Origin of the sequence: Streptomyces sp. NPDC048664 (genome assembly GCF_040650555.1) — a bacterium.
Classification (GTDB): domain Bacteria; phylum Actinomycetota; class Actinomycetes; order Streptomycetales; family Streptomycetaceae; genus Streptomyces.
The window spans coordinates 63,281-86,725 of sequence record NZ_JBEZHK010000008.1 but is presented as its reverse complement, the minus strand read 5'-3'; the positions used below and the strand labels follow the sequence as shown (position 1 = coordinate 86,725).

Here is a 23,445-nt window from a genome sequence, read left to right as displayed (position 1 = left end):
CCCGGGGGAGCCCCCGCTGCCACGATGGTGACGGCACAGGCCGCCAACCCGCCGACCGTGGAAGCCCGTTGAGGCGCCCCCGAGTGCGGCGGAGGGTCGGCCACCGGTTCACGAACGCGTACGAGGAGACACACCAGTGCGGCAACGCAGGATTGGCACGGACGGCCCGTCGGTCTCGGCCATCGGCCTCGGCTGTATGGGCATGTCGGAGTTCTACGGCCCCACCGACGAGGCGCAGAGCCTGCGGACGCTCCAGGCGGCGCTGGATCTGGGCGTCACGTTCCTCGACACCGCCGACATGTACGGCAAGGGCCACAACGAACGGCTCGTCGGGCGCGCGCTCGCCGGCCGCCGGGACCAGGCGGTCCTCGCCACCAAGTTCGGTATCCGGCGCGACGAGAGCGACCCCCGTACGGGCCGCCAGGTCGACTCCAGCCCCGAGTACTGCCGGCACGCCATCGACGCGTCGCTGCAGCGGCTCGGCGTGGACCACGTCGACCTGTACTACCTGCACCGGCGCAGCCCCGACATCCCGATCGAGGAGACCGTCGGCGCCATGGCGGAACTGGTGGCCGCCGGCAAGGTCCGCCACCTCGGTCTGTCGGAGGTCAACGCCGACACCCTGCGCCGGGCGCACGCCGTGCACCCGATCGCGGCGCTGCAGACCGAGTACTCGCTGTGGACCCGGGAGGTCGAGCACGAGGTCCTGCCCACCGCGCGGGACCTCGGGACCACGCTCGTGGCCTACTCCCCCATCGGCCGGGGCTTCCTGACGGGCGCCATCACCCGCCCCGAGGACCTCGACCCCTCCGACTTCCGGCACTCGCACCCGCGCTTCCAGGAACAGCACCTGGAGCAGAACACCCGGATGGTGGAGCGGCTGCGCGAGGTCGCCCGCGACGCCGGCTGCACACCCGTCCAACTCGCCCTGGCCTGGCTGCTGTCCCGGGGTGAGGACATCGTGCCCATCCCCGGCACCCGCCGCGAGACCTATCTGCGGGAGAACCTCGCCGCGGCCGGCGTCGAGCTCTCCGCCGCGCATTCGGCCGCCGTCGAGGCCGCCGTACCGCCGGGCGCCGTGTCCGGTGAGCGGTACGACCCCGCGGGCATGGCCACCGTCGGCCACTGACCGCCCGCACCACCCGCGCCACCCCCGACGTACGCCCCCTCATCCACACCCAGGAACGGAAGCACCCGTGGTAGACAAGCTCCAGCAGCTCAAGCTGGCCGCCGTCAACATCGACGGCGTCCTGCTCAACGACACGTTCAGCCCCGTCATCCACAACTTCATCGTCAGCCGCGGCGGCACCTACACCGCCGACGTCGAGCGCAGCATCTTCTCCCAGCCCCAACTGGTCGGCGGCCAGGGCATGGCCAACGCGGCCCGGATGCCCTGGACCGCGCAGGAGGCCATCGACGTCTACTTCAAGGAACGCGACGCGTACGTCCAGGACCACCCGGTCCGGCTGCTCGACGGGGCCGTCGAACTGCTGCGCCGGCTGCGCGCGCTCGGCCTGCGCACGGTGAGCTACGGCGGCCTGGACGCCTCCCACTTCGACCGCTACCTGGGCGAGCACGCCGACCTGTTCGACGAGCCCCGCTACGTCTGCACCAACGACTTCCGGCCGGGGCTGCGCGAGATCACCACGGAGGTGTTCGGCCTGGAGTACGACCAGGTCCTCTTCATCGACGACGTGGCCCGGGTCGCGGAGGTCGCCCGCGCCCTCGGCATCCCCTTCATCGGGCACCCCAGCTCCTTCGAGCACAGCTTCCAGCCGCAGCTGATGCGCGAGGCGGGCACCCGGCACATCGTCGACTCGCTGAACGCCATCGACGAGGACCTGCTGCGCACCCTGGACGCCGAGGCCGCCGCGCACTCCGTCTGGCGCGACTGAGCCCTCCCCGACGTACCGGCCCGGCCCTCCCCCGTGTCGGGCCGGTACCCCCTCCCCACCCAGAAGGAGCCACTCCGTGGACGGCGACACCCCCGCGCACACCCTGCTGCTGGACTTCGACGGTGTGCTGAGCCTCAACGCCTCCAGCCTGCTGCTGCGTGCCCTGCACGAGGGCATCAACCGCCACACCGACCTTCCCCGCGACGCCACCACCGCCCAGTTCAAGGCCATCAGCACCTTTCCGCAGCGCGACAGCCTGCGCGTGCTGTTCGCCGGGCTCGGCATCGAACAGCACCTGGCCGCCGAGATCGCGGCGCTGCGCGCCCTCACCGCCGTCGACGGCGTCGCGCTCGCGCTCGGCGACGGAGCCGAGGAGTTCTGCGCCGAACAGCGCGCCCACGGTGTGCGCCTGCGGGTCTTCTCCACCATGGACCGCGCGACCGCCCGCCGCGCCCTGCTCGACGGCCTCTTCGAGGACCGGGACTTCGTCCCCCTCGACCACGCCTCCAAGGCCGACCCCGACACCTACACCGCGCTGCTCGTGGCGGAGAACGAGACGCACCCGGAACGCTGGCTGCTCGTCGACGACTCCCCGCTGGCGCTGCGGGCCGCCAAGATCGCCGGGCTGCGCACCGTCCTCATGCGCGGAGAGGTCTTCACCGACGCCGACGTGGCGCCGTTCGACTCGTTCATCGACGCGCGGGTCGCCTCCTTCGCCGAACTCGGCGACGTGCTGCGGCCCGCAAGGGCCGCGCTGCCCGCCTGACCACGCCCCCCTCCCCCGCCCCCCAGCACCGACCCAGGAGGCCTCCCGATGTCCCCCACTCCTGCCGAAGCACAGCAGGCGGCCGTACCGGCCGCCGACCGGGTGGAACCGGCCGCCGCGGACGCCGCCGCGCCCGCCGTCGGCTCCACCCGCGTCCTGACGGCGATCGCCCTGGCGGCCGTCATGCTCCCCATCTCCGTGACCGGGCCCGGGGTGGCGCTCGCCGACATGTCCGGCGCGCTGCACGCCTCGGCCGCGTCCACCCAGTGGGTGCTCAACGCCTACAACGTCGCCTTCACCGCGTTCATGCTGGCCGCCGGGTCGGCCGCCGACCTGTACGGGCGGCGCCGCATGTTCCTGACCGGCACCACCGTCTTCGCGCTGGCCTCCCTGGTGGCCGGCATAGCCCCCGCCATCGCGCTCGTGGACGCCGCACGGTTCGTCCAGGGCATGGGCGCCGCGGCCGTCCTCACCAGCGGGTCGACGCTGCTCGCGCACACCTTCACCGGGGCCGCCCGGGCCCGGGCCTTCGGCATCTTCGGCGCCTCGATCGGATTCGGCCTCGCCATGGGCCCCTTCCTCTCCGGCCTGCTCGTGGGCGCGGCGTCCTGGCACGCCGTCTTCCTCGTCAACGTCGTCCTCGGCGCCGTGGTCCTGGTGCTGGCGCGGCCCCTGCCCGAGTCCCGCAACCCCGAGGCCCGACGCATCGACAAACCGGGCGTCGTCACCTTCACGCTCGCCCTGCTCCTGCTCGCCCTCGCCTTCGTCGAAGGGCCCTCGCGGGGCTGGACCGGCCTGGTGACGCTCGGCTCGTTCGCGGGTGCCGCGCTCTTCCTCGCCGCGTTCGTCGCGGTCGAACTGCGCAGCGGCCAGCCGATGTTCGACCTGAGCCTGCTGCGCCGGCCCACCTTCGTCGCCATCATCTGGCAGCCCGTCAGCATCGTGTTCGCGTTCGCCGCGCTGCTGGTCTACCTGCCGCCGTACTTCCAGGGGGCGGGCGGGGCGGGCTCCACGATGTCCGGAGCCATGCTGCTGCCTCTGACCCTGCCGGTGTTCGTGCTGCCGCTGCTGTCCGGGACGCTCGTCAAACTGCTGTCGGTGCGCACCCTGCTGGCCGTCGGCCCCGCCGTGCTCGCCGTGGCGCTGCTGCTGATGACCCTCACCGACCCGGTCACCTCGCGGACCGCCCTGTACGGCACGCTGCTGCTCGCGGGCATCGGCATCGGTCTCGCGTTCGGCGTGATGGACAACGCGGCGGTCAGCGTCGTGGAGCCGGAGCGCGCGGGCATGGCGTCGGGCATGTTCAACACCCTGCGCGTGGCGGGCGAGACGATCGGCGTGGCCTGCGTCGGCGGACTGCTGCTCACCGCCACGCGGCAGCGGCTGTCGGGCGCGGGCGGAGCGGGCGGCGGCTCGATGGCCGACGACGTGGTGCAGGGCCGGCTGTCCTCGGTGCGCCGCGAGGGAGGAGAGGGCCTGGTGGACCGGGCGGTGCAGGGTCTCGAACACGGCTGGGGCGTGGTGTACGTGGTCCTGGCCTGCGTCGCCCTCGCCGGGGCGGTCGCCATCTTCGCCCTGGTCCGCGACCGCGACCTGGAGGCGGCGACCACGGACGCCTGAACGCCCGCCAGACCCGCGACCCACCGATCCCCGACCGCCGGCCGGACCGCCCGTGTCCGCCCCGGCGGTCGCTCGCTTCCTCACCGGACACCGACCGGCACCGGCTCCACCCCCGACACACACCGGGCATCCGGCGGTCAAGCACACGCCCCATCCACCGGATGCCCCCGTCCCGACGCCCGTCGGCCGGCACCCGGTGATCCGCCTCGGGGCGCTCGTGCCGAGGCGCCCCCGTGCCCGCGGTCGTACCGCGCGTCATGGGCACGGGGGCGGCGCGCCTCGGTGGCCGCCGGGGCGGGGCCGGGGCCCTCACTCCGGGGCGCCCGCCTCCGCTCGCTCCAGGACGAAGGCGGCCTGTGCCACGGCGCGGCCGTCCTGCTCGAAGTCGATCCGGACGTGCCGCCGCCCCTCCCCCTCCTGCGGCTCCGGTCGGTGGGCCCGCACGGTCAGCGGCGCGTCGAGCTCGGCGTACGCGCCGAACGACGCGCGCAGCCCCGCGACACCCCACCGCCGCGCACCCTCACCGGTGAACGTCCCGGCCGACAGCAGGGCCGCCTGGCGCCCCGCCTCCATGAGCACCATGCCCGGCACATGGTCCTGCGGGTGGTCGAACAGGCTCGGATGCCCGCCCGCCACGCGCAGCCGGCTGGTCACCGCGTCCCCGCCGCGCACCGGGTCGAGCAGCACCACGTTCTCCGGCCGCGCGCGCCCGACGCTCCCCGGCGCCACGAGCCCCGTGCTCCGAGCCCCGCGATAGGACTCCGACGTCGGCGCGGTGCCGGCGGCGCGGCCGCGGAGTTTCGCGTAGACGCCGTCGGACACGTACTGCACCCGCATGGCGACGTCGCACAGGGGCTGGCCCGACGACGACACGCGCATGCGGTATCCCAGTCCGCGCAGGGTTCCGGCGACCCATTGGGGGTTCTGCGTCGTGGCTTCGACGGTCACCGGCACCGGGCCCGTGGCCACCGGCGTGCGCGCCGCGTCCGCCACGGTCATCGACCACTCCCGCAGAACGAACTTCGTGCCCAGCGGGGCGCCGAAGTGCGCGTGCACGGCGTGGGTCTCCGCCTGGCGGCAGCATTCGAGCAGCAGCAGCGGATCGGGGCGCCCCGCGGTGAGGTGATCGGTGTAGTAGGCGTGGGACGGGGGCAGTTGGGCGGCCGCGACGAAGTGGTCCTCGTCCAGGCGCACGCTGTCCGTGAGGAACACCTCGGACAGGGCGTGCCGGTGGACGAGGCCGCGCGGCACCGTACGCTCGAACGTGAGCGCGACCGGCGCCGTCTCGGCGGCGGCTGATTCGACCGGTGCGGTCTCTACGGTCATCCGGCTCCCCTTTCGCTGGAACTCACCCGGACTCGCCGGGCGGTCACGAGGCCCCCGGCGTCCGCCACGCTCCCAGCCGCGTCTAACACCCGCCTCACAGCCCCGTCATGCGGGCACCGGTAGGGTCGGCCGTATGGGCGTCGAACCTGAGGAACCGCGGTGGAGTGCGACGCGCGCCTGGGTGGAGAAGGTGCTGCCCGAGGGGGAACACGTCGACGGGGTGGGCCTGTTGCGCGGCGGCTGGTCCTCGGTGATGCGCCGTCTGGAGGTCCGGGGGCCGGGCGGTGGACGCTCGCTGGTGCTGCGGTCGTTCGTCAAGCCCTTCTATCTGCGGGCCGCCCAGGGGCTGTTGACGCGTGAGGCGGCCGTCCTGAACCTGCTCGCCGACGAGGACGTGCCGGCGGCCGGGCTGGTGGACGTGGACGCGGCGGCGGAGTACTGCGACCATCCGTCCCTGCTGATGACCCTGCTGCCGGGCTCGGTGCGCCTGGAGGAGGAGGACGCCGATCCGCGGGCCGAGTTGCTGGCCCGCCAGCTGCTGCGCATCCATCGGGTGCCGGTGGACGACGGGTCGCGGCCTCGCGGGTACGAGGCGTGGGCCTCGCCCGAGCGGGTGCGGATCCCCGACGCCACGCAGCGTCCCGAGCTGTGGCGGCGCGCGGTCGACGTCATCCGCCGCGAGCCGCCCGGGTACGAGGGGCGGTTCCTGCACCGGGACTTCCACCCCGGCAACGTGCTGTTCCTGGGCGAGGGCGAGGGGCTGCGGATCAGCGGCGTGGTGGACTGGGTGGAGACCTCCTGGGGTCCCGCCGACCTGGACGTGGCCCACTGCTCCACGGCTCTGGCACTGCTGCACGGCGTCCCCGCCGGCATGCGCTTCGCGGACCGCTACCTCGCCGCCGGAGGCACGCTCGCCGAGGAGCCCGCAGCGCATCTGTACTGGCGGCTGCTGGACGCCCTGGCCTTCGCCCCCGACGCCGAGAAGGTGGCCGTGCCCTGGCACGAGCTGGGCCGCACCGATCTCACCCCGGCCCTGCTGGCCGGACGCCTGGAGGGCTACCTCCAGGCCCTGTTCGACCGCTACGCCTGACCGTCCTCGTACCGGGAGCGGACGCGTGAGGCGGGCTGGTAGCGGACGCCGGCGGTCTCGTCCACGCGCGTGAGCAGCAGTGTGCACGGGGGCTCGAAGCGGGTGGCGAACGCGCGGGCCGCCGGCTCGCCGAGGAGCCGCCAGGGCAGGGCGGTCCGCTCGTCGGTGAGGTCCTCGATCCGCTGGCGCAGCCGCAGGCCCGCCGGGAGCACCCGCCCGTCGGCCGCGAGACCCTTGCGGGTGAGCGACTCCCAGCCCTCGGCGATCTCGTCCGCCGAGTGCCCGCGGGACCGGCTGAGCCAGTCGTCGTCGTAGCGCAGCCACTCGTTGTGCAGGACGGACGCCTCGGGCGCGGTGAGTCCGGCCGCCGCCACCAGCGCCCAGTGCGTGTCGCCCCGCCACTCGCGCAGCAGGTTGACCGCGTGCCAGCCCGCCAGGAGCGGGGACCTCGGGCGCGGCATGGCCAGGGTCGCGCCGAACAGCGGGCGTCCGAGCAGGGGGAGTCGATCGACCACCTCCCACAGCGCGGGGCCCGTCTCGCACAGCGGGGCGACGATCTGGGGCGCGTGGCGGCGCAGGCCCTCCTCGACCGCCTCGTCCCGCGCGTCCCGGAAGTCACGGAACGCCTCCGGCCTTGTGAGCAGGTCGAAGGTCAGTCGGATCCCCGCGGCGCTGATGGTGCCGAACGCGGCGATCACCGCCTGCGCTCCCGCCGGGGCCAGGGGCGCGCCCCGGGACGCGATGTACCCGAGGGGCCCCGCCACGGTGCTGTCCAGCCCCAGGGTCTCGTAGCGCGCCACCGCGCCCGGATCCCAGAAGATCCAGCCCACGGTGGTCTGCACCGACCGCGCGTTGCGTCGGCTGATCTCGTGCCACCTCTCCTCGGCCTCCTGACCGAAGTGCGGCTCGCCCTCCATCTGCCCCACGCCTCCCGCCCCATGTCGCGGATCCGCCGGTTCGCCGGTCCGGCGGTCCGCCGGTTCGGGTTCGCATCATGGGGCGTCGCGGCGACGGCGTCCAGGCCCGGTACCGCCGACCCGGCTGGAACGCGCCGTGGTGCGCCTCCGGGGCACGTGTGTCCTCACGTGCCCCGGAGGTGGATGCCGTGGCCCCCGCTCGGGTCCACGGCGCCCGGCCGCGAGCCGTCCCTCCCGGCCGGAGTCCGGGCCGGGCTCAGCCGGCGATGGTGGCCAGGCGCCGGGCCTGTTCGCGGGTGGAGCGGGCGATGGCGTCCTCGTCCACCCGCAGCAGCCGGCCGTTCTCCACCACCGGTACGCCGTTCACCAGGGAGAGCGTGACCGGAGCGGGCGCGCCGAGGACGAGGGCGGCGACGGGGTCGGCGATCGAGGCGTGGGCCAGCGTGTCGAGCTTCCACAGCACCAGGTCGGCGAGCTTGCCCGGTTCCAGGGAACCGATCTCGGCGGAGCGGCCCAGTACCTGGGCGCCGCCGTAGGTGCCCAGGCGCAGGGCCTGGCGGGCGGTCAGGGCGGCCTCGCGGTGGGCGCCCAGGCGGTTGATCAGCAGGGCGTTGCGCAGTTCGGTGTGCAGTTCGCCGGACTCGTTGGACGCGGTGCCGTCCACGCCGAGGCCGACCGGAACGCCCGCCGCGAGCATGTCGGGGACCCGGGCGATCCCGGCCGCGAGGCGGGCGTTGGAGGACGGGCAGTGCGCGACACCGGTCCGCGTGCGGGCGAAGGCGGCGATGTCGGAGTCGTTCATGTGGACGCAGTGCGCCATCCACACGTCCTCGCCGAGCCAGCCGGTCGACTCGAAGTAGTCGGTCGGGCCCATGCCGAACAGCTCGTGGCAGAACTTCTCCTCCTCCACGGTCTCCGAGCCGTGTGTGTGCAGCCGTACGCCCTTGCGCCGGGCCAGTTCGGCGCCCTGGCGCAGGAGTTCGGTGGAGACCGAGAAGGGGGAGCAGGGGGCGACGGCGATCTGGGTCATGGCGTCGGGCGAGGCGTCGTGGTGCTCGTCCACGGTCGCCTCGGTCGCCTCGAGCGCGCCCTGGAGGGTCTCGACCGCGAAGTCGGGCGGCAGCCCGCCGTCCTTCTCGCTGCGGTCCATGGAGCCGCGGGCGAGCGTGAACCGTACGCCCAGCTCGCGGGCGGCCCCGATGATCGCGCCGGACAGGTCGCCGGAGCCCTTCGGGAAGACGTAGTGGTGGTCCATCGCGGTGGTCACTCCCCCGCGCGCCATCATCGCCAGCGACCCCTCGGCCGCCGCCCGCGCCATCGGCTCGTCGATGCGGGCCCAGGTCGGGTACAGCGCGACCAGCCAGTCGAACAGGTTGTGGTCGGTGGCCAGGCCCCGGGTGATCCACTGGTAGAAGTGGTGGTGGGTGTTGACCAGGCCCGGGGTGATCAGGTGCCCCGAGGCGTCGACGCGTCGCACGACGTTCTCCAGGCCCTCGGGGGCCCTGCCCGCACCGAGCGCCTCGATGCGGTTCCCGCTGACGACGACGTGTCCCGAGGCGTACTCGGTGTCGTGGGCGTCCACCGTCGCGACGGCGCAGTTCTCGATGACGATGCGCTGGGCTGCTGCCATGGTCGGTCGGTCCTCTTTTCGTTCCGCGGTCAGAGGTTGGTGAGGTCCGCGGGGATCCGCGCCTCGGCGCCCTCGCGCAGCACGGTGGCCTCGATCAGGCCGTAGGGCCGGTCGGCGGCGACGTACACCTCGTTCTCGTTCTTCAGCCCGAACGGTTCCAGGTCCACCAGGAAGTGGTGCTTGTTCGGGAGCGAGAAGCGGACCTCGTCGATCCCGTCGAGGTGGTCGATGACGCGTGCGCCCATCCGGTACAGCGTCTGCTGCAGGGACAGGGAGTAGGTCTCGGCGAACGCCCGGAGCACGTGTGTCCTGGCCTGCTCGTAGGACGCGTCCCAGTCGGGGGCCTCCTGGGCGTCGTCGCTCCAGGTGTGGCGCCAGCGGCCGGAGACCTCCGTGGCCAGGATGCGGTCGTAGGCCTCCGGGAGCGTCGTGTACCTGTCCTTGACGTAGCCCCAGAACTCGGAGTCGGTCGAGTTCAGGACCGTGAGGTCCTTCAGGCCCGAGAGGACCTCCCAGGACGAGCCGTCGTAGGTGATCTGCGCGAGCCTGGTCTCCTGGCCCTTGCGGACGAAGGAGTGCGCGCCGCGTCCCTCGTGCTCGATCCGCTCCCAGGAGTACTCCTCGATCCGGATCCGGGCCCGGTGGATGGCCTCCTGGGACGTCACGAAGTGCCGGGCGAGGTGGATGCCGAACTGCTCGGCCGACGCGATGCCGCGCTCCTTGGCGAAGGCGTACACCGTGTTCTTGGTGGTGTCGGTCGGCAGGACGCTGGCGTTCGAGCCGGAGTGGTGGACCTCGTCCATGGCGCCGGAGAGGGCGACCGAGACGTTCAGGTCCTTGATGTGGTGGGTGGCGCCGTCCCGCCTGATCGTGACGACCCGGTTCTCGGCCTTGCCGTACTGGTTCTGTCCCAGGATGGGCATGTCTGCTAGCTCCCTCGGTATACGGAGTAGCCGAACGGGCTGAGCAGCAGCGGTACGTGGTGGTGCTCGCCCGGCACGACGGCGAACGTGACCGCCACCTCCGGGAAGAACACCGCGCCCGCACCGCTGTCCCGGTTCGCGGGGGCGTCCTGCTGCGCATCGGCCGGCTTCTGCTCGGACCTTGCGAAGTACTCCTCGACGGCGAAGTCGAGCCGTACGTGGGTGGTCCCCTCCGGCAGCTCCGGAAGGTCCTTGCACCGGCCGTCCGCGTCGGTGGCGGAGTCGCCGAGTGCCTGCCAGGGGGCGGCGCGGCCCGGGCGGGCCGAGAGACGGACGGCGACCGACGCGGCGGGGCGGCCGGCGCTGGTGTCCAGGATGTGTGTGGACACGGAGGCGGTGGTCTCGGTGCTCATGCGGGTGCCTCTTCGCGGGGTCGGGCGGTCGGCTCGCGGCGGTCAGTCGTCCTCGGCGAGCCGGACCAGGCGGATACGGTTGATCTTGCCCAGTTCGGTGCGGACGATCTCCCTCTCGCGCTCCGGCGCGTTGCCGATCCGCTCCCTGACCGCGTCGCGCATCCGCTCCCCGGTCAGGCCGGTGGCGCAGATCAGGAAGACATGGCCGAACTTCTCCTGGTAGGCCAGGTTCAGTTCGAGCATCTGGGCCCTGAGTTCCTCACCCGCGCCCGCCATTCCGCGCTGTTCCCGGGCCGAGGTGGGGTCCCCGGGCCGGGGGCGGCCGATCGGCGGATGCCCGGCCATCGCCTCCTCCAGGTCGGCCGCGGTCAGGTCGGCCATGGCCGCGTCGCTCGCGGCGCACAGGGTCTCGACGCTGTCGTAGGGGCGCCCGGCGAGCAGCCGCCTCGCCCATGCCGTGGACGCGCACGCTTCGAGGAGGGCGGCGAGAGCCGCCGGCTCCTGCAGTGCGTTGAACCGGGCAAGGCCCGGCGGCGGCACGGATGTCGACGTCACAGGAGCCTCCGAGACGGGCCGGGATGCTGTTCGGGCTGCGCCCCAGCTAACGCCCTCACGCACAGCAACGTCAACACTTTGTTGAAAGATTCCCCCGCCGAGGCACTACCCCTGGAGGAACCGGCTGCCCGCTCGAAGGTTCTCGACGACCGCGGCGGGGGCCTTCCACGGCGCGCCCGCGTCGTACGGCGGCCGGGGGTCGTACTCGACGGCCAGCTGGACGGCCTGCGCGTGCTCGTCCCCGGCGATCCTGCCGACCAGGGTGAGGCCCATGTCGATCCCGGCGGAGACTCCCGCCGCGGTGACGAACTTGCCGTCCATGACGACGCGTTCGCCGGTCGGCTCGGCGCCGTACGCGGCGAGGGCGTCCAGCGCCAGCCAGTGCGAGGTGGCCCGGCGGCCCTTCAGCAGCCCGGCCGCGCCGAGCAGGAGCGATCCCGTGCAGACGGAGGTCGTCCAGGTGCTGGCGGCGTCGGCGGCGCGCAGCCAGTCGAGCAGCGCCGTGTTCCGCATCTGGGCGGTCTGCCCAGGGCCGCCGGGCACCAGGACGATCCCGGGAGCCGGTACCTGCCCGAACGCCTTGTCCGCGACGAGCACGAGGTCACCGCGGTCGTTGGCCACCGGGCCCGGACGCTCGGCGACGAAGACCGTCTCGGCGCCGGGCAGCCGGCACAGCATCTCGTAGGGGCCGACCACGTCCAGCGCGGTGAAGCGGTCGTAGAGGAGGATCGCGATCTGCGTGGTGTCCGTCGGGTTCATCGGATGCCTCTCAGTGGGTGGGTTCGTGCGGCGTCGCCCCCCGTCAGGCCCCCTTGTCGCGGTTGAGGTAGTTGTAGACGGTGAAGCGGCTCACCCCGAGGGCGCTCGCGACGGTCTCCACGCCATGGCGTACGGCGAAGGCGCCCCGGGCCTCCAGTGTCCGCACGATCTCCTGCTTGGCCTTGCGGTCCAGTTCGGCCAGGGGCCTGCCGCGCGCCCGTTCCATCGCGGCCAGGATGTGGTCGAGGGACGCGGCGAGCTGGGGCAGGCGGACCGCGACGACGTCCGCGCCCTGCCAGGCCAGGACGACGTCGTCGGGACCGGCGTCGCCCGGGGGCAGCAGCTCCCCGCCCATGGCGTCGACCAGCGGTCGGACCGCCGCGACGAACGGGCCCGCGGGCCCTTCCTCCGCGCTCCTCCCGACTCCCCCGGGGGTGGTCACTCGCCCTCCCCGATCACGTTGACCTGGAGCGAGATCCGGGTGGCGCCGGCCGCCAGCGTCCTGCGCAGCAGCGCGTCCACGGCGGTGAGCATCGCGTCGGCACCGCCTTCGGCGGTGTTGCCGAACGGGCCCACGTCGACGGCGTCCAGGTCGGCGGCCTCGATGACCTCGCGGGCGACCACCGCGTGCCCGGGCGCCTCGTCGAGATCGAAGGGCTCGGTCGTGAACTCGACTCTCAATCGCACAGTGCCCCCTCGGCATCGCTGCGACCCGCCCGTCCGGGGCACGTCCGACACGACCTTAACGGACCGCCCCGCGGCGATCGGCGCGGATGCGGCACGCGAAGAGGTGCCCCGTGCACGGGCGCCCGGCCGCTGCGGCCACCCCCTCGACAGGCGGCGCCGCGGAACGACACGCTTCCCTCGTCTTCCATTAAGCGACATTCTTTTTCCGCGATACGGAATCAAGGCTCAAGGGGGCGCCCGATGGGGTTCGCCGACCAGCGTTACACCGTCAACCTGTCGATCCTCTTCACCCATCTCCCGCTGCTGGAGCGCCCGGCGGCCGCCGCCCGGGCGGCCTTCGGCGCGGTCGAACTGTGGTGGCCCTGGGCCGACTCCCCCGTCCCCGAGCCGTCCCGGCTCGCCGCTCTGCGCGGCGCCATCGAGGACGCGGGCGTACGGCTCACCGGGCTCAACTTCTACGCGGGCCGCCTGCCGGGACCGGACCGGGGCGCCCTGTCGCTCCCGGGCGAGGAGTCGGACCGCTTCCGGGCCAACGTCGACGTCGCCGCGGACTTCGCCGCGACCCTGGGCTGCCGGGCGCTCAACGCGCTGTACGGCAACCGCCGCGACGGCACCGCCCCGGCCGCACAGGACGCGCTCGCCCTGGAGAACCTGGCCCTGGCGGCCCGCGCGGCCGACCGGATCGGCGCGATCCTGCTCGTCGAGGCGCTGAACCGCGCCGAGTCACCGTCGTACCCGCTGGTGAGCGCCCCGGCCGCGGTCGCGGTCGCGGACCGGGGCGACCGGGCTCGGCAACGCGCGCTTCCTGATGGACCTCTACCACCTGTCCATGAACGGCGAGGACCTGCCGTCGGCCATCGCGCGCCACGGCGCCCGCGCCGGGCATGTGCAGATCGCCGACGACCCGGGCCGCGGAGCCCCCGGCACGGGGGCGCTGCCGCTCGGGGACCTGCTCGGACTTCTGCGGGAGACCGGCTACGACGGATGGGTCGGGCTGGAGTACAAGGGGGGCGGGCCGTCCGACGCGGAGGCCTTCGACTGGCTGCCCCGCCCCTCGCGCGCCGCCCGGTGACACGGGCCGTGCCGGGCCTCTCCCCCGGACGCCGAACAGGCCGACCGTCCGCCGCCGTCAGAGACGGTATCCCCATGAGCGACACCCTTCCCAAGATCGCCTGGATCGGGCTCGGCATCATGGGTTCTCCCATGTCGGAGAACCTGATCAGGGCGGGCTACGACGTCACCGGACACACCCTGGAACAGGCGAAACTGGACCGGCTGACGGCCGCCGGGGGCACGGCCGCCCCCTCGGTCGCCGAGGCCGTGCGGGGCGCCGACGTGGTGATCACGATGGTGCCCGCCTCCCCTCAGGTCGAGGCGGTCGCCTACGGCCCGGACGGGATCCTGGAGAACGCCCGGCCCGGCACCCTGCTCATCGACATGTCCTCCATCACCCCGGCGACCTCCGTCGCCCTCGCCAGCGCCGCCGCGGACAAGGGCCTACGCGTGCTGGACGCGCCGGTCTCCGGTGGGGAGGCCGGTGCCGTCGAGGGCGTGCTGTCCGTCATGGTCGGGGGCGAGCAGGCCGACTTCGACGCGGCGCGGCCCGTCTTCGAGGCGCTGGGCGGGACGATCGCGCTCTGCGGTCCGCACGGCTCGGGCCAGACGGTGAAGGCCGCCAACCAGCTGATCGTCGCCATGAACATCCAGGCGTGCGCCGAGGCCGTGGTCTTCCTCCGGAAGTCGGGCGTGGACCTGGGGGCCGCCCTCGACGTCCTCGGCGGCGGGCTGGCCGGCTCCACCGTGCTGGCGCGCAAGAAGGAGAACTTCCTGCGCCGCGACTTCACGCCGGGCTTCCGTATCGACCTGCACCACAAGGACATGGGCATCGTCACGGACGCGGCCCGCGCGGTGGGCGCGGCACTGCCGGCGGGCGCCGTGGTCGCCCAACTGGTCGCCGCCCTGCGCGCACAGGGGGACGGCGGGCTCGACCACTCCGCGCTGCTGCGGGCCGTGGAACGGCTCTCCGGCGGCGATCACGCCCTCACCTGACCCCTCCACCCACCCCCGGACCCCGGGTCGTGGCCGGCGCCGACACCTGTCCTGTCGCGCCCAGGCGCCGCCACGGCCCGGCCCTCTCCGCCTGCGCCGCGCTCCCCCGCCGGGCCCGGGGCGGCTCCCGGCCGTGCCGGGGTGCGGATCCGGTGAAGTCGCAGGAGGCTGAAGTCATGGAACAGCAGACTGCGGGGCATCCGCACATCGTGGTGCACCCTCCGGCGCTGGACGGATCGCGGCGCGTCACGGCGGGCGACCAGCCGCTCGGGATCGCCAGCCATCTGGACGACGTCGTGGAGATCCTGCGCATGGCCGACCTGGACCGGATCGAGGTGGAGCAGGACGACCTCATCGAGTGGCAGGGCGGTGGGCCCGACGTATGGCCGGGGCTGACGGAGCCGGACACCTGGTGAGCGCCACCCGCACGACGCCGTCCGAGCCGTCGGGCGCGCGTTCCCGACGGTAACCTCAAATGTTCCTCTGAAGAGCGCACGCGCCCTTCAACTCCCCTACGCCGGGGCGCATTCTCGTCCTGTGGAGCCCGCCGACACGGGGGTGCACGGGGGTGGCGGGCTCCACGAACGCGCGTCGCGCTCAGACCTTGAGCGTCCTGATCGCGGTGGGCGCGTGGCCCGGCTCGGTGGCGGTCTCCTCGAACTCCACCACCGCGCCGATGTCGTCGGTCACCGACATCGGGATGTCGGTGACCCGTTCCAGGATCACCTCCACGACGACGGGCACCCGGAGCCGTGCGGCCGTCCTCTTCGCCTCCTCGAAGGCGGCGCCCAGGTCGTTCGGGTCCGACACCCTCAGCGCCCGGCAGCCGAGCCCCTCGGCGACCGAGCCACCTCTTCCGTATTACGGAAACTCTTTTCTGCTATCTGGAAGGAATGTAGGTGTCGGGGCCGGACCGGTCAAGAAGAGGAACGGTCCGTCGGGTGCCCGCTGGATGAAGCGGAGGACAAGCGGGCACAGGGAAGAGCACGATGGGACCGCATCCCGGCTTTCCCCGATCCCCGTCCCGACGCGATGTCCTGGAGTGGGCCATGCCCGAGAGCGTGCCGGTGCGCTGTCCGGCCTGCCGCCGCGCGCACATCTACACCGCGCCCTCCTACCCGTGCGTGTGCGGCGCGCCGGTCACCCCGTCGCTCGACCGGCTGCGCGGGCCCCTTGTCGTCACCCGTCGCACCGAAGAGGAGGCCTGGGTGACGGTGCGCTGCGCGTCCTGCGAGCGCGAGGACCAGTGGCCGCATCCGGAACTGGGCTGCCCGTGCGGCACGGTCATGCGGATCCCGGTGCGCGCGCCGGGATCCCCGCGGGAACCGGGTCCCGGCGGCCCGGGGCCGGCGGAGGCGTCGGACGGCCCGAGCGCCGGTGAGCGTCGAACCGGCTCGGCGGCGTGGGACGACCGGGTCCGGCGGGAGGCCCCGGGCGCGTCGGACGGGCCGGAGCCGTGGGACCTCCCGGGAGGGTGGGACGACGCACCGGCCGCGGACGGCGCGTCCGGACCCGCGGACGCCACGTCCGGTCCGCCGCGCGGGCCCGCCCCGGGCGGCGACGCCCCGCACCTGCCGCGCCCGCCCGCCTTCCGGCCCCTCGCCATCCGCACCACCCGGGACGCCGTCACCGACGCGGCGCTCTATCTGCGCTGGCTCGGCTACCGCGACATCCGCCGCGCCGACCAGAGGCAGCCGCACGGCGTCGGGCTCGCGGCACGCGGCGTCCTCGCGCAGGTGGACCCGACGGTGGGCCCCGTCTCCCTGCGGGACGTGGAGTGCCTGTGGCTGACGGCCATGTCGGAGTCCGCCCGCTGCGTGTACTTCGCGCTCGCCGGCTACTCGGACGCCGCCCGGCTCGCCGCGGACCGCCTCGCCGTCCCGCTCTTCGTGCTCGACCTGACGGGCGTACCGCGGCCCGCGAACGGGCCGGCCGACGAACTGGCCGCCGGCCGGCCCTGACGCCGCCGCGCGCTACGCCGTGCCGGAGCCCGGCGCCGGCTCGACGTGCGTCTGGCGCAGCTCGACCTTGCGCACCTTGCCGGACACCGTCATGGGGAACGCGTCCAGGACGCTGAGCCTGCTCGGGATCTTGTAGTGGGCGAGCCGGTCCGCGCAGAAGGCGCGCAGCTCCTCCAGGGTCGGCGGGTCCGCCGGTTCCCGGGGGATGACGCAGGCGAGCACCTCCTCGCCGTACCGGGCGTGGGGAACCCCGACCACCTGGACGTCGGCGACCTTCGGATGGGCGTGCAGGAACTCCTCGATCTCGCGCGGGTAGATGTTCTCCCCGCCACGGATGATCATGTCCTTGATGCGGCCGACGATCTCGACATAGCCGTCCTCGCGCATCACCGCGAGGTCGCCGGTGTGCATCCAGCCGTCGGCGTCGACGGCCTCCGCGGTCCTCTCGGGCTCCTCCCAGTACCCGAGCATGACGCTGTACCCCCGGGTGCACAGCTCGCCCGCCGTGCCGCGCGGCAGGGTCGCCCCGGCCGCGTCCGCCACCTTGACCTCGATGTGCGGCAGCACCCGGCCGACGGTGCCGGTGCGGTGCTCCAGGTCGTCGTCCCGGCGCGTCTGGAGCGACACGGGCGAGGTCTCCGTCATGCCGTAGCAGATGGACACCTCCTCCATGTGCATCTCGGCGACCACCCGCTTCATCACCTCGACGGGGCACGGCGAGCCCGCCATGATGCCGGTGCGCAGGGAGGAGAGGTCGTAGGCGGCGAAGTCGGGGAGGTTCAGCTCCGCGATGAACATGGTCGGGACCCCGTACAGCGAGGTGCAGCGTTCCTGCCGCACGGCCTCCAGGGTGGCCCTCGGGTCGAAGGAGGGCGCCGGGACGACCACGCAGGCGCCGTGCGAGGTCGCCGCGAGATTACCCATCACCATGCCGAAGCAGTGGTAGAACGGCACGGGGACGCAGACGCGGTCCCGCTCGGTGTAGGCGATCGACTCGCCCACGAAGTAGCCGTTGTTGAGGATGTTGCGGTGGGAGAGCGTGGCTCCCTTGGGGAAGCCCGTCGTCCCCGAGGTGTACTGGATGTTGACGGGGTCGTCGCAGGACAGCTCGGCGGCCCGCGCGGCCAGTTCCTCCCGCCGCTCGGGGGCCCCGCGCCGCAGCAGCGCGTCCCAGCTCGGGTCGCCGAAGTGGACCGTCTCGCGCAGCTCGGGACAGGCGGACCGCACCCCGGCGACCATCGCCCGGTAGTCGCTGCCCTTGTGGCCGAGCGAGGCGAACAGCAGGCTGACCCCCGCCTGGTTGAGGACGTACTCGACCTCGTGCGTCCGGTAGGCCGGATTGATGGTGACCATGATCGCGCCGATGCGGGCGGTGGCGTACTGGACCAGTACCCACTCAGCGCAGTTGACGGCCCAGATGCCGACGCGGTCGCCCTTGGCCACCCCGCTCGCCAGCAGCGCGTACGCGAGCCGGTCCACGTCCGCGGCGAACGCGCCGTAGGTCCAGCGCCGCCCGGACGCGACCTCCACGAGCGCCTCGCGGTCCGGCCAGGCGGCCACGGCGCGGGCCAGGTCGGCCCCGATCGTGTCCTCCAGCAACGCCGTCCCGCTCGTCCCGTGCGCGTACGACAGTTCCGTCATCGGCAGTCCCTTCCGCAGTCGCGTGCCCTGAGCACCTGATCCATTTCAGGCCATGGACCGCGGCTTTGGAAGAGGGGCGCGTCAGTTGACGTCCCGCCCACGCCCCGCCCAGTACGGCTCCCTCAGCTTGAACTTCTGGATCTTGCCCGTGGCCGTGCGCGGGATCTCGTCCCGGAACTCCACGCTCGTCGGAGCCTTGTAGCCCGCCATCCGCTCCTTGCAGTACGCGATGATCTCCGCCTCGCTCACCGCGGCGCCCTCGGCGCGCACCACCAGCGCCTTGATCGTCTCGCCCCACTTCTCGTCGGGAACCCCGATCACGGCCACCTCCGCCACCGCCGGATGGCTGAAGACGGTGTCCTCGACCTCGATGGACGACACGTTCTCGCCACCGGTGATGATCACGTCCTTCTTGCGGTCGGAGATCGTCAGATGGCCGTCCGCCGCGTCCAGCCGGCCGCCGTCGCCGGTGTGGAACCAGCCATTCTCCAGCACCGCCGCCGTCTCCTCCGGCTTCTCCCAGTAGCCGTCCAGGACGACGTTCGAGCGGGCCAGCACCTCGCCGGAGTCCGCGATCCGCAGCCGCACGCCGAGCGCCGGCAGACCGGCCCGGGACAGCCTGCGGGCCCGCTCCGCGGCGGGCAGGCCGTCGTCCTGCGGCCGCCCGCGGTTGAAGGTGAGCACCGGGGAGGTCTCCGTCAGGCCGTAGATCTGTGTGAACTCCCAGCCGAGCTCCTCCTCCACCCGCTGGATGGTCCGGCTCGGCGGCGGCGCCCCCGCGCACACGATCCGCACCGTGTCCCGCCCGGGGATCTCGCCCTCCCAGCCGGCGGCCGCGTCCAGCACGGCGTTCCACACCGCGGGCGCGCCGCACATCAGCGTCACCCCGTGCTCCTCCACCCGGCGCAGGATCTCCGCCCCGTCGACCTTGCGCAGCACCACCTGTTTGACACCGAGCCCGGCCATCACGAAGGGCATGCCCCAGCCGTTGCAGTGGAACATGGGAAGGGTGTGCAGGTAGACGTCGCGCTCCCAGGCCCGCGTGTGCAGGCCGAAGGTCAGGCCGTTCACCCAGATGTTGCGGTGGGTGAGCTGAACCCCCTTGGGGCGTGCGGTCGTTCCGGAGGTGTAGTTGATCGTGGCGGTGGCGTCCTCGTCCGGGTGCGACCAGGGGCGGGGCTCGACCCCGTACCGCATCAGCTCGGCCTCCGTCTGCTCCCCGAGCACGAACCGGCGCGCCGGCGCGACGTCCGTGGCCAGGTCCGCGGTCGCCTTGTGCACCTCCGGGTCGACCAGCAGCACGGAGGCGCCGCTCTGCCGGACCACGTACTCGATCTCCTCCGCCCTCAGCCGGAAGTTGACCGGCACGCAGATCCGGCCGCTCATCGGCACCGCGAACAGCAGCTCCAGCAGGCGGGCGGAGTTGTGGCTGACGACCGCCACGCGCTCCCCCTCCGCCACGCCCAGCGCGTCCAGCCCCGCCTGCCAGGCCCGCACCCGCTCACCGAGGCGGCCGTACGTCGACACGGGCACCGGCGGTGCGGGCTGGTCCGGCTCGTCGATCACTCCGGGGCTGTGGGCGAAGCCCAGTTCCGCCCGGTCCAGGAAGTCGGCGATGGTCATCGGAACGCGCATCGTTGTGCCCTACACCTTCTTCGGGTCCTGTGTGCCGCCCACCATCACGCCGCACCCCTCGTCCCCCACGCAATACCCCGATCCCGACCACTTCGACGCGCACCTCCGGCGGAGCCGCCGCACCGACATCCCATTCATCACCCATGTCCACATTCGACATGTCTACGGACAGAATGTCGACTCTCCCTTCGCCCCTCACGGCCGAGACCGAATTCCGCTGCACGTCCCCCTTGTTATTTCCCTCACCCTGCTGTCTGTCCGAATTTCAAAGACTGGTTGCCTAATATTGGCCCGAACACGACACACGGAGGGGAGCGGTCACCGTGCGACGCGACTTCAATGAGCCTGCGAGACCCCGCCCCGACCTGGTCATCGGCCGGGAGGAACTGCTCGCGGGGGCGCGCGAGCAGCTGGCCGCCGGAGGCAGCGTGCTGGTGCACGGCCCGGCGGGAATTGGAAAGTCGACCGTCCTGCGCGCGCTGGCCGCGGAATACGGCGAAACCGCGCGCACCGTCCTGCGCTGTTCGGCGACCGAGTCGGAATCCCACCTGCCCTTCCTGGCGCTGGCCGACCTGCTCGGGCTGGTCGTGGACGAGGTCGCCCACCAGCTGCCCGTCCCGCAGCGCACCGCCCTGGAGTCCGCGCTCACCGGCCGCGGCGAGTCCACGCTGCAACGGGACGGGCTCGCGCTGCGGCTCGCGGTGCTGTCCACACTGCGCGCGCTCGCCGCCCGCGGCCCCGTGCTGATCGTCGCGGACGACCAGCAGTGGCTGGATCCCGCCAGCGCCGAGCTCCTCGGCTTCGCCGCGCGACGCCTGGGCGGTACGCCCGTGCAGATGCTGTGCGCGGTCCGCACCCACACCGAACCGCAGGGCCAGGAGCACGACCGCTATCTGAGCGCGTCCCCGCCGGACACGCTCGCCGTCAAGGTCGGCGCCCTCTCCCGCACCGAGGTCGCGGAGCTCCTCGACCAGCGCGGGTTCGGCGGCCTGCCCCGCTCCACGGTCCGGGACATCCACCGCACCAGCGGCGGCAACCCGCTGTTCGCACTGGAACTGGGCCGGGCCCTCTTCGAGAGCAGCACCCCGCCGAGCCCCGGTGAGCCGCTGCCCGTGCCGACCTCGCTGCGCGCGCTCGTGCTGAACCGGCTGGAGGCGCTGTCCCCCGAGGCACGCCGCACGCTGCTCGTGGCCAGCGCCGGCGCGCGGCCCACGCCGGCCCTGCTGCACGCGGCCGGCCGGGAGAACGCGGAGGCCGAGACCGCGCGGGCCGCCGAGCTCGGACTGCTGATGACGGAACGGGACGCCCCCTACATACGGTTCGCGCATCCGCTGATATCGGCCGCCCTCTACGCCCAGGCCGACACCCAGGAGCGGCGGGCGGTGCACGCCGCGCTGTCCACGGCTGCCTCCGACCCGATCGAACGGGCCCGGCATCTCGCGCTGGCGACCACCGGCACGGACCTCGGCGTCGCCGCCCGGCTCGCCGAGGCCGCCGCCGTGGCACGGGACCGGGGCGCGCCCTCGGTCGCGGCCAACCTCGGGCTCCTCGCGGCCCGGCACACCCCCCAGGACGCCGTCCCCGGTCCGGACGCACGGCGCTCGCAGGCCGCCGAGGACGCGCTGACCGCCGGGGAGACCGACTTCGCCCGGGACATCGCCCAGGAGGTGCTGGCCCAGGCGACCGAGCCCGCGGACCGGGTGCGCGCCTGGATGGTCGTGATCGACGCCGCCGGGCACGCGATGGCCGAGGTGGACGCGGTCTTCCCGCAGGCGCTCGCGGACGCCGGGGACGACCCCCGGCTGCTCGCCCTGGTGCACTACCAGCTCGCCTGGCGGGCGCTGCTCGTGGAGGGCGACTTCGACCGGGCGCGGGAGGAGGGCGCGCTCGCCGCGGACCTGGCGGCGCGGGCCGGCGACCGGCGCAACGAACTGCTGTCCCTGGCCTTCCAGGCCCAGACCGAGACGCTGATGGGGCACCCGGACGCTCCCGCGACCATCAAGCGGGCGCTGAGGGAGCCGCAGGATCCGCGCGTGGCGTGCGACCACAACGGCGCGGGGGCCGCCCGGTTCCGCTGGCTGATCATGAGCGACCAGCTCCCGGAGGCGCGCAAGACGGTCAGCTCGCTGCTGCGCGAGGCACGTCGGCGCGGCATGGTCGAGGCCGAGGTGCACTTCCTGCGCGGACTCGCCGAGACCGAGCTGCGGGCCGGTCACTGCGGCCGGGCCCTCGACCTCGCGCGGGAGAGTCTGCGGCTGGCACGGGACACCGGCATCGGTGAGGCGGCGAGCGCGACGCTGACCTCGCTGGCCGAAGCCGCGGGCGGCGAGGTGGAGCGGGCCCTCGCGCTCGCCCAGGAGGCCGTGCGGCGCGCCGAGGAGGACGGCGACGTGCTCTACCAGTCGCGCGCCCTGGCCGCGCTCGGACACGCCCAGCTGGTGGCCGGGGACGCGCCCGGAACGGTGCGGTCGCTGCGCCGGGTACGGGAGTTGGAGGGCGGCCTCGGGGTCACCGACCCGGCGCGGGGGCGCTGGCAGGGCGACCTCGCCGAGGCTCTGGTGCGCATCGGGGAGACCGCGGAGGCGCAGGACGTCGTGGACGCGACGCGCGGACACGCGCAGCGGCTCGGCCGCAGCAGCGTGCTCGCGACCTTGGACCGGGCGGAGGCCCTGATCCGGGCGGGCCGCGGCGAAGTTGAGTCCGCTGAAAGGCAGTTGGCGTCGGCACAGGAGCACCTCGGGCAGTTCGGCTACGCGCTGGAGGAGGCGCGGGCGGCCTACGCGCTGGCCGGGCTGCGCGCCCGGCGGCACTCTCCGGCGGCGTACGAGGAGGCGACCCGCCTCTTCCGCCGCTGCCGTGCGATGCCGTGGCTGCGGCAGGTGGAGACGGCCTCGGCCACGGGACCGGTGCGGCAGCCGCTGGCGGCGGCCGCGTTGGACACCCTGGCCGCGACGGAGCGGCAGGTGGCCGCGCTGGTGATGGAGGGCTCGACCAACCGCGAGATCGCCGCCCGCCTGTTCATCAGCGTCAAGACCGTGGAGGCGACGCTGACACGGGTCTACCGCAAGCTGGGGATACGGTCCCGGGTCGACATCGTGCGGCTCGCGGCGGGGCACCACCCGGGCTGAGGTCCCGCGCCGTCGGGCGCTGCGGGCGTGGCGCGCGGCGGCGGCGCCGCGGGCGCACCCCGCGGCAAGGGTTATCCCTGCCCCACTCCCCCTAGGGGGTTCCCTCATTGGGGAGTGGGGCGGCCGGCTCCTAGCCTGAGGGCGTGCCTTCCGCACCCGGCACACAAGGGGTCCCTCCGCCCCGTGCACCATCGAGCACGTCGAGCTTCCCCCACCGGCCCGAGGAGACCTCACGCGAACTCCTGCCAGGACGACAGCGGCGGTCCCCCGTGCACCGGGGGCGTCCTGGCAGGTAGCACCTTCCGCGACACCCTGAAGGTTCCTGAGCACCGCTCAGGCACGAGCCGGGGGGCGTTGCGGGCCTCCACGAGCGGCCCGCAACGCCCCCTCACCAATGCGGCGGCCGTCGGGACCGATCGCGAGGAACCGTCCGCCGTGCGGCGCGTACCA

At 73.4% G+C, this 23,445-nt stretch carries 20 protein-coding genes and 2 pseudogenes; 10 read left to right on the top strand and 12 right to left on the bottom strand.

Annotation, left to right across the window (positions count from 1 at the left end):
• Positions 1-136 precede the first annotated feature (136 nt).
• The 4 genes from AB0C59_RS11225 (at position 137) to AB0C59_RS11210 (ending at position 4,281) form a co-directional block, all read left to right on the top strand.
• A complete protein-coding gene (locus AB0C59_RS11225; RefSeq protein ID WP_363002996.1) occupies positions 137-1,129 on the top strand; it encodes an aldo/keto reductase in 993 nt (330 codons plus the stop codon).
• 67 nt (positions 1,130-1,196) lie between these two features.
• Entirely contained in the window at positions 1,197-1,895 is a 699-nt protein-coding gene (locus AB0C59_RS11220; RefSeq protein ID WP_363002994.1) for an HAD family phosphatase, read from the top strand.
• 76 nt (positions 1,896-1,971) lie between these two features.
• A complete protein-coding gene (locus tag AB0C59_RS11215; RefSeq protein WP_363002992.1) occupies positions 1,972-2,661 on the top strand; it encodes an HAD-IA family hydrolase in 690 nt (229 codons plus the stop codon).
• 48 nt (positions 2,662-2,709) lie between these two features.
• Entirely contained in the window at positions 2,710-4,281 is a 1,572-nt protein-coding gene (locus tag AB0C59_RS11210) for an MFS transporter (protein WP_363002990.1), read from the top strand.
• 309 nt (positions 4,282-4,590) lie between these two features.
• On the opposite strand, the gene AB0C59_RS11205 is transcribed toward AB0C59_RS11210, so the two are convergent.
• A complete protein-coding gene (locus tag AB0C59_RS11205) occupies positions 4,591-5,607 on the bottom strand; it encodes a ScbA/BarX family gamma-butyrolactone biosynthesis protein (protein WP_363002988.1) in 1,017 nt (338 codons plus the stop codon).
• Positions 5,608-5,740: 133 nt separating this feature from the next.
• Between AB0C59_RS11205 and AB0C59_RS11200 the strand changes: the two genes are divergently transcribed.
• Positions 5,741-6,697, top strand: a complete 957-nt coding sequence (locus AB0C59_RS11200; protein WP_363002986.1) for an aminoglycoside phosphotransferase family protein — start codon at positions 5,741-5,743, stop codon at positions 6,695-6,697.
• Here AB0C59_RS11200 and AB0C59_RS11195 read toward each other — a convergent pair.
• The 8 genes from AB0C59_RS11195 to AB0C59_RS11160 all read right to left on the bottom strand — a co-directional run bounded on the left by AB0C59_RS11195 (position 6,688) and on the right by AB0C59_RS11160 (position 12,581).
• Positions 6,688-7,623, bottom strand: coding sequence for a hypothetical protein (locus tag AB0C59_RS11195; RefSeq protein ID WP_363002984.1), 936 nt, complete (start codon positions 7,621-7,623; stop codon positions 6,688-6,690). The genes AB0C59_RS11200 and AB0C59_RS11195 overlap by 10 nt on opposite strands.
• 247 nt (positions 7,624-7,870) lie before the next feature.
• Positions 7,871-9,244 carry an 8-oxoguanine deaminase gene (locus AB0C59_RS11190; protein ID WP_363002982.1) on the bottom strand — a complete coding sequence of 458 codons (1,374 nt, stop codon included), beginning with the start codon at positions 9,242-9,244 and terminating at the stop codon, positions 7,871-7,873.
• Positions 9,245-9,273: 29 nt separating this feature from the next.
• Positions 9,274-10,167, bottom strand: coding sequence for a factor-independent urate hydroxylase (pucL, locus tag AB0C59_RS11185; protein ID WP_363002980.1), 894 nt, complete (start codon positions 10,165-10,167; stop codon positions 9,274-9,276).
• A 5-nt stretch (positions 10,168-10,172) separates the two neighbouring features.
• On the bottom strand, positions 10,173-10,580 hold the full coding sequence (gene uraH / locus AB0C59_RS11180; RefSeq protein WP_363002978.1) for a hydroxyisourate hydrolase: 408 nt from the start codon (positions 10,578-10,580) through the stop codon (positions 10,173-10,175).
• Between the two features lie 42 nt (positions 10,581-10,622).
• Positions 10,623-11,135 (bottom strand): 2-oxo-4-hydroxy-4-carboxy-5-ureidoimidazoline decarboxylase, encoded by a 513-nt coding sequence (uraD, locus tag AB0C59_RS11175; RefSeq protein ID WP_363002976.1) that lies wholly within the window; start codon positions 11,133-11,135, stop codon positions 10,623-10,625.
• 105 nt (positions 11,136-11,240) lie between these two features.
• A complete protein-coding gene (locus AB0C59_RS11170) occupies positions 11,241-11,894 on the bottom strand; it encodes a DJ-1/PfpI family protein (protein WP_363002974.1) in 654 nt (217 codons plus the stop codon).
• Positions 11,895-11,937: 43 nt separating this feature from the next.
• On the bottom strand, positions 11,938-12,249 hold the full coding sequence (locus tag AB0C59_RS11165; protein ID WP_363003316.1) for a helix-turn-helix domain-containing protein: 312 nt from the start codon (positions 12,247-12,249) through the stop codon (positions 11,938-11,940).
• Between the two features lie 83 nt (positions 12,250-12,332).
• A complete protein-coding gene (locus tag AB0C59_RS11160; protein WP_363002972.1) occupies positions 12,333-12,581 on the bottom strand; it encodes a hypothetical protein in 249 nt (82 codons plus the stop codon).
• Between the two features lie 240 nt (positions 12,582-12,821).
• On the opposite strand from AB0C59_RS11160, the pseudogene AB0C59_RS11155 reads away from it, so the two are divergent.
• The 3 genes and pseudogenes from AB0C59_RS11155 to AB0C59_RS11145 all read left to right on the top strand — a co-directional run bounded on the left by AB0C59_RS11155 (position 12,822) and on the right by AB0C59_RS11145 (position 15,046).
• A pseudogene (locus AB0C59_RS11155) lies at positions 12,822-13,653 on the top strand (TIM barrel protein).
• A gap of 74 nt (positions 13,654-13,727) precedes the next feature.
• Entirely contained in the window at positions 13,728-14,630 is a 903-nt protein-coding gene (locus AB0C59_RS11150; protein WP_363002970.1) for a 2-hydroxy-3-oxopropionate reductase, read from the top strand.
• Between the two features lie 176 nt (positions 14,631-14,806).
• Positions 14,807-15,046 carry a hypothetical protein gene (locus tag AB0C59_RS11145; protein ID WP_363002968.1) on the top strand — a complete coding sequence of 80 codons (240 nt, stop codon included), beginning with the start codon at positions 14,807-14,809 and terminating at the stop codon, positions 15,044-15,046.
• A gap of 181 nt (positions 15,047-15,227) precedes the next feature.
• Here the strand turns inward: AB0C59_RS11145 and AB0C59_RS11140 are convergent.
• Positions 15,228-15,473: pseudogene (locus AB0C59_RS11140) on the bottom strand (glyoxylate carboligase); the annotation flags it as partial.
• Between the two features lie 206 nt (positions 15,474-15,679).
• Between AB0C59_RS11140 and AB0C59_RS11135 the strand changes: the two are divergent.
• On the top strand, positions 15,680-16,591 hold the full coding sequence (locus tag AB0C59_RS11135; protein WP_363002966.1) for a hypothetical protein: 912 nt from the start codon (positions 15,680-15,682) through the stop codon (positions 16,589-16,591).
• 12 nt (positions 16,592-16,603) lie between these two features.
• Here the strand turns inward: AB0C59_RS11135 and AB0C59_RS11130 are convergent, their stop codons facing one another.
• Both AB0C59_RS11130 and AB0C59_RS11125 read right to left on the bottom strand, forming a co-directional pair.
• A complete protein-coding gene (locus AB0C59_RS11130; RefSeq protein WP_363002964.1) occupies positions 16,604-18,232 on the bottom strand; it encodes an AMP-binding protein in 1,629 nt (542 codons plus the stop codon).
• Between the two features lie 81 nt (positions 18,233-18,313).
• Positions 18,314-19,867 carry an AMP-binding protein gene (locus tag AB0C59_RS11125; protein WP_363002962.1) on the bottom strand — a complete coding sequence of 518 codons (1,554 nt, stop codon included), beginning with the start codon at positions 19,865-19,867 and terminating at the stop codon, positions 18,314-18,316.
• Positions 19,868-20,190: 323 nt separating this feature from the next.
• Here AB0C59_RS11125 and AB0C59_RS11120 point away from each other — a divergent pair, with 323 nt between their 5' ends.
• Positions 20,191-22,995: an AAA family ATPase gene (locus AB0C59_RS11120; protein WP_363002960.1), complete on the top strand. Its 2,805-nt coding sequence runs from the start codon at positions 20,191-20,193 to the stop codon at positions 22,993-22,995.
• Positions 22,996-23,445: the final 450 nt, after the last annotated feature.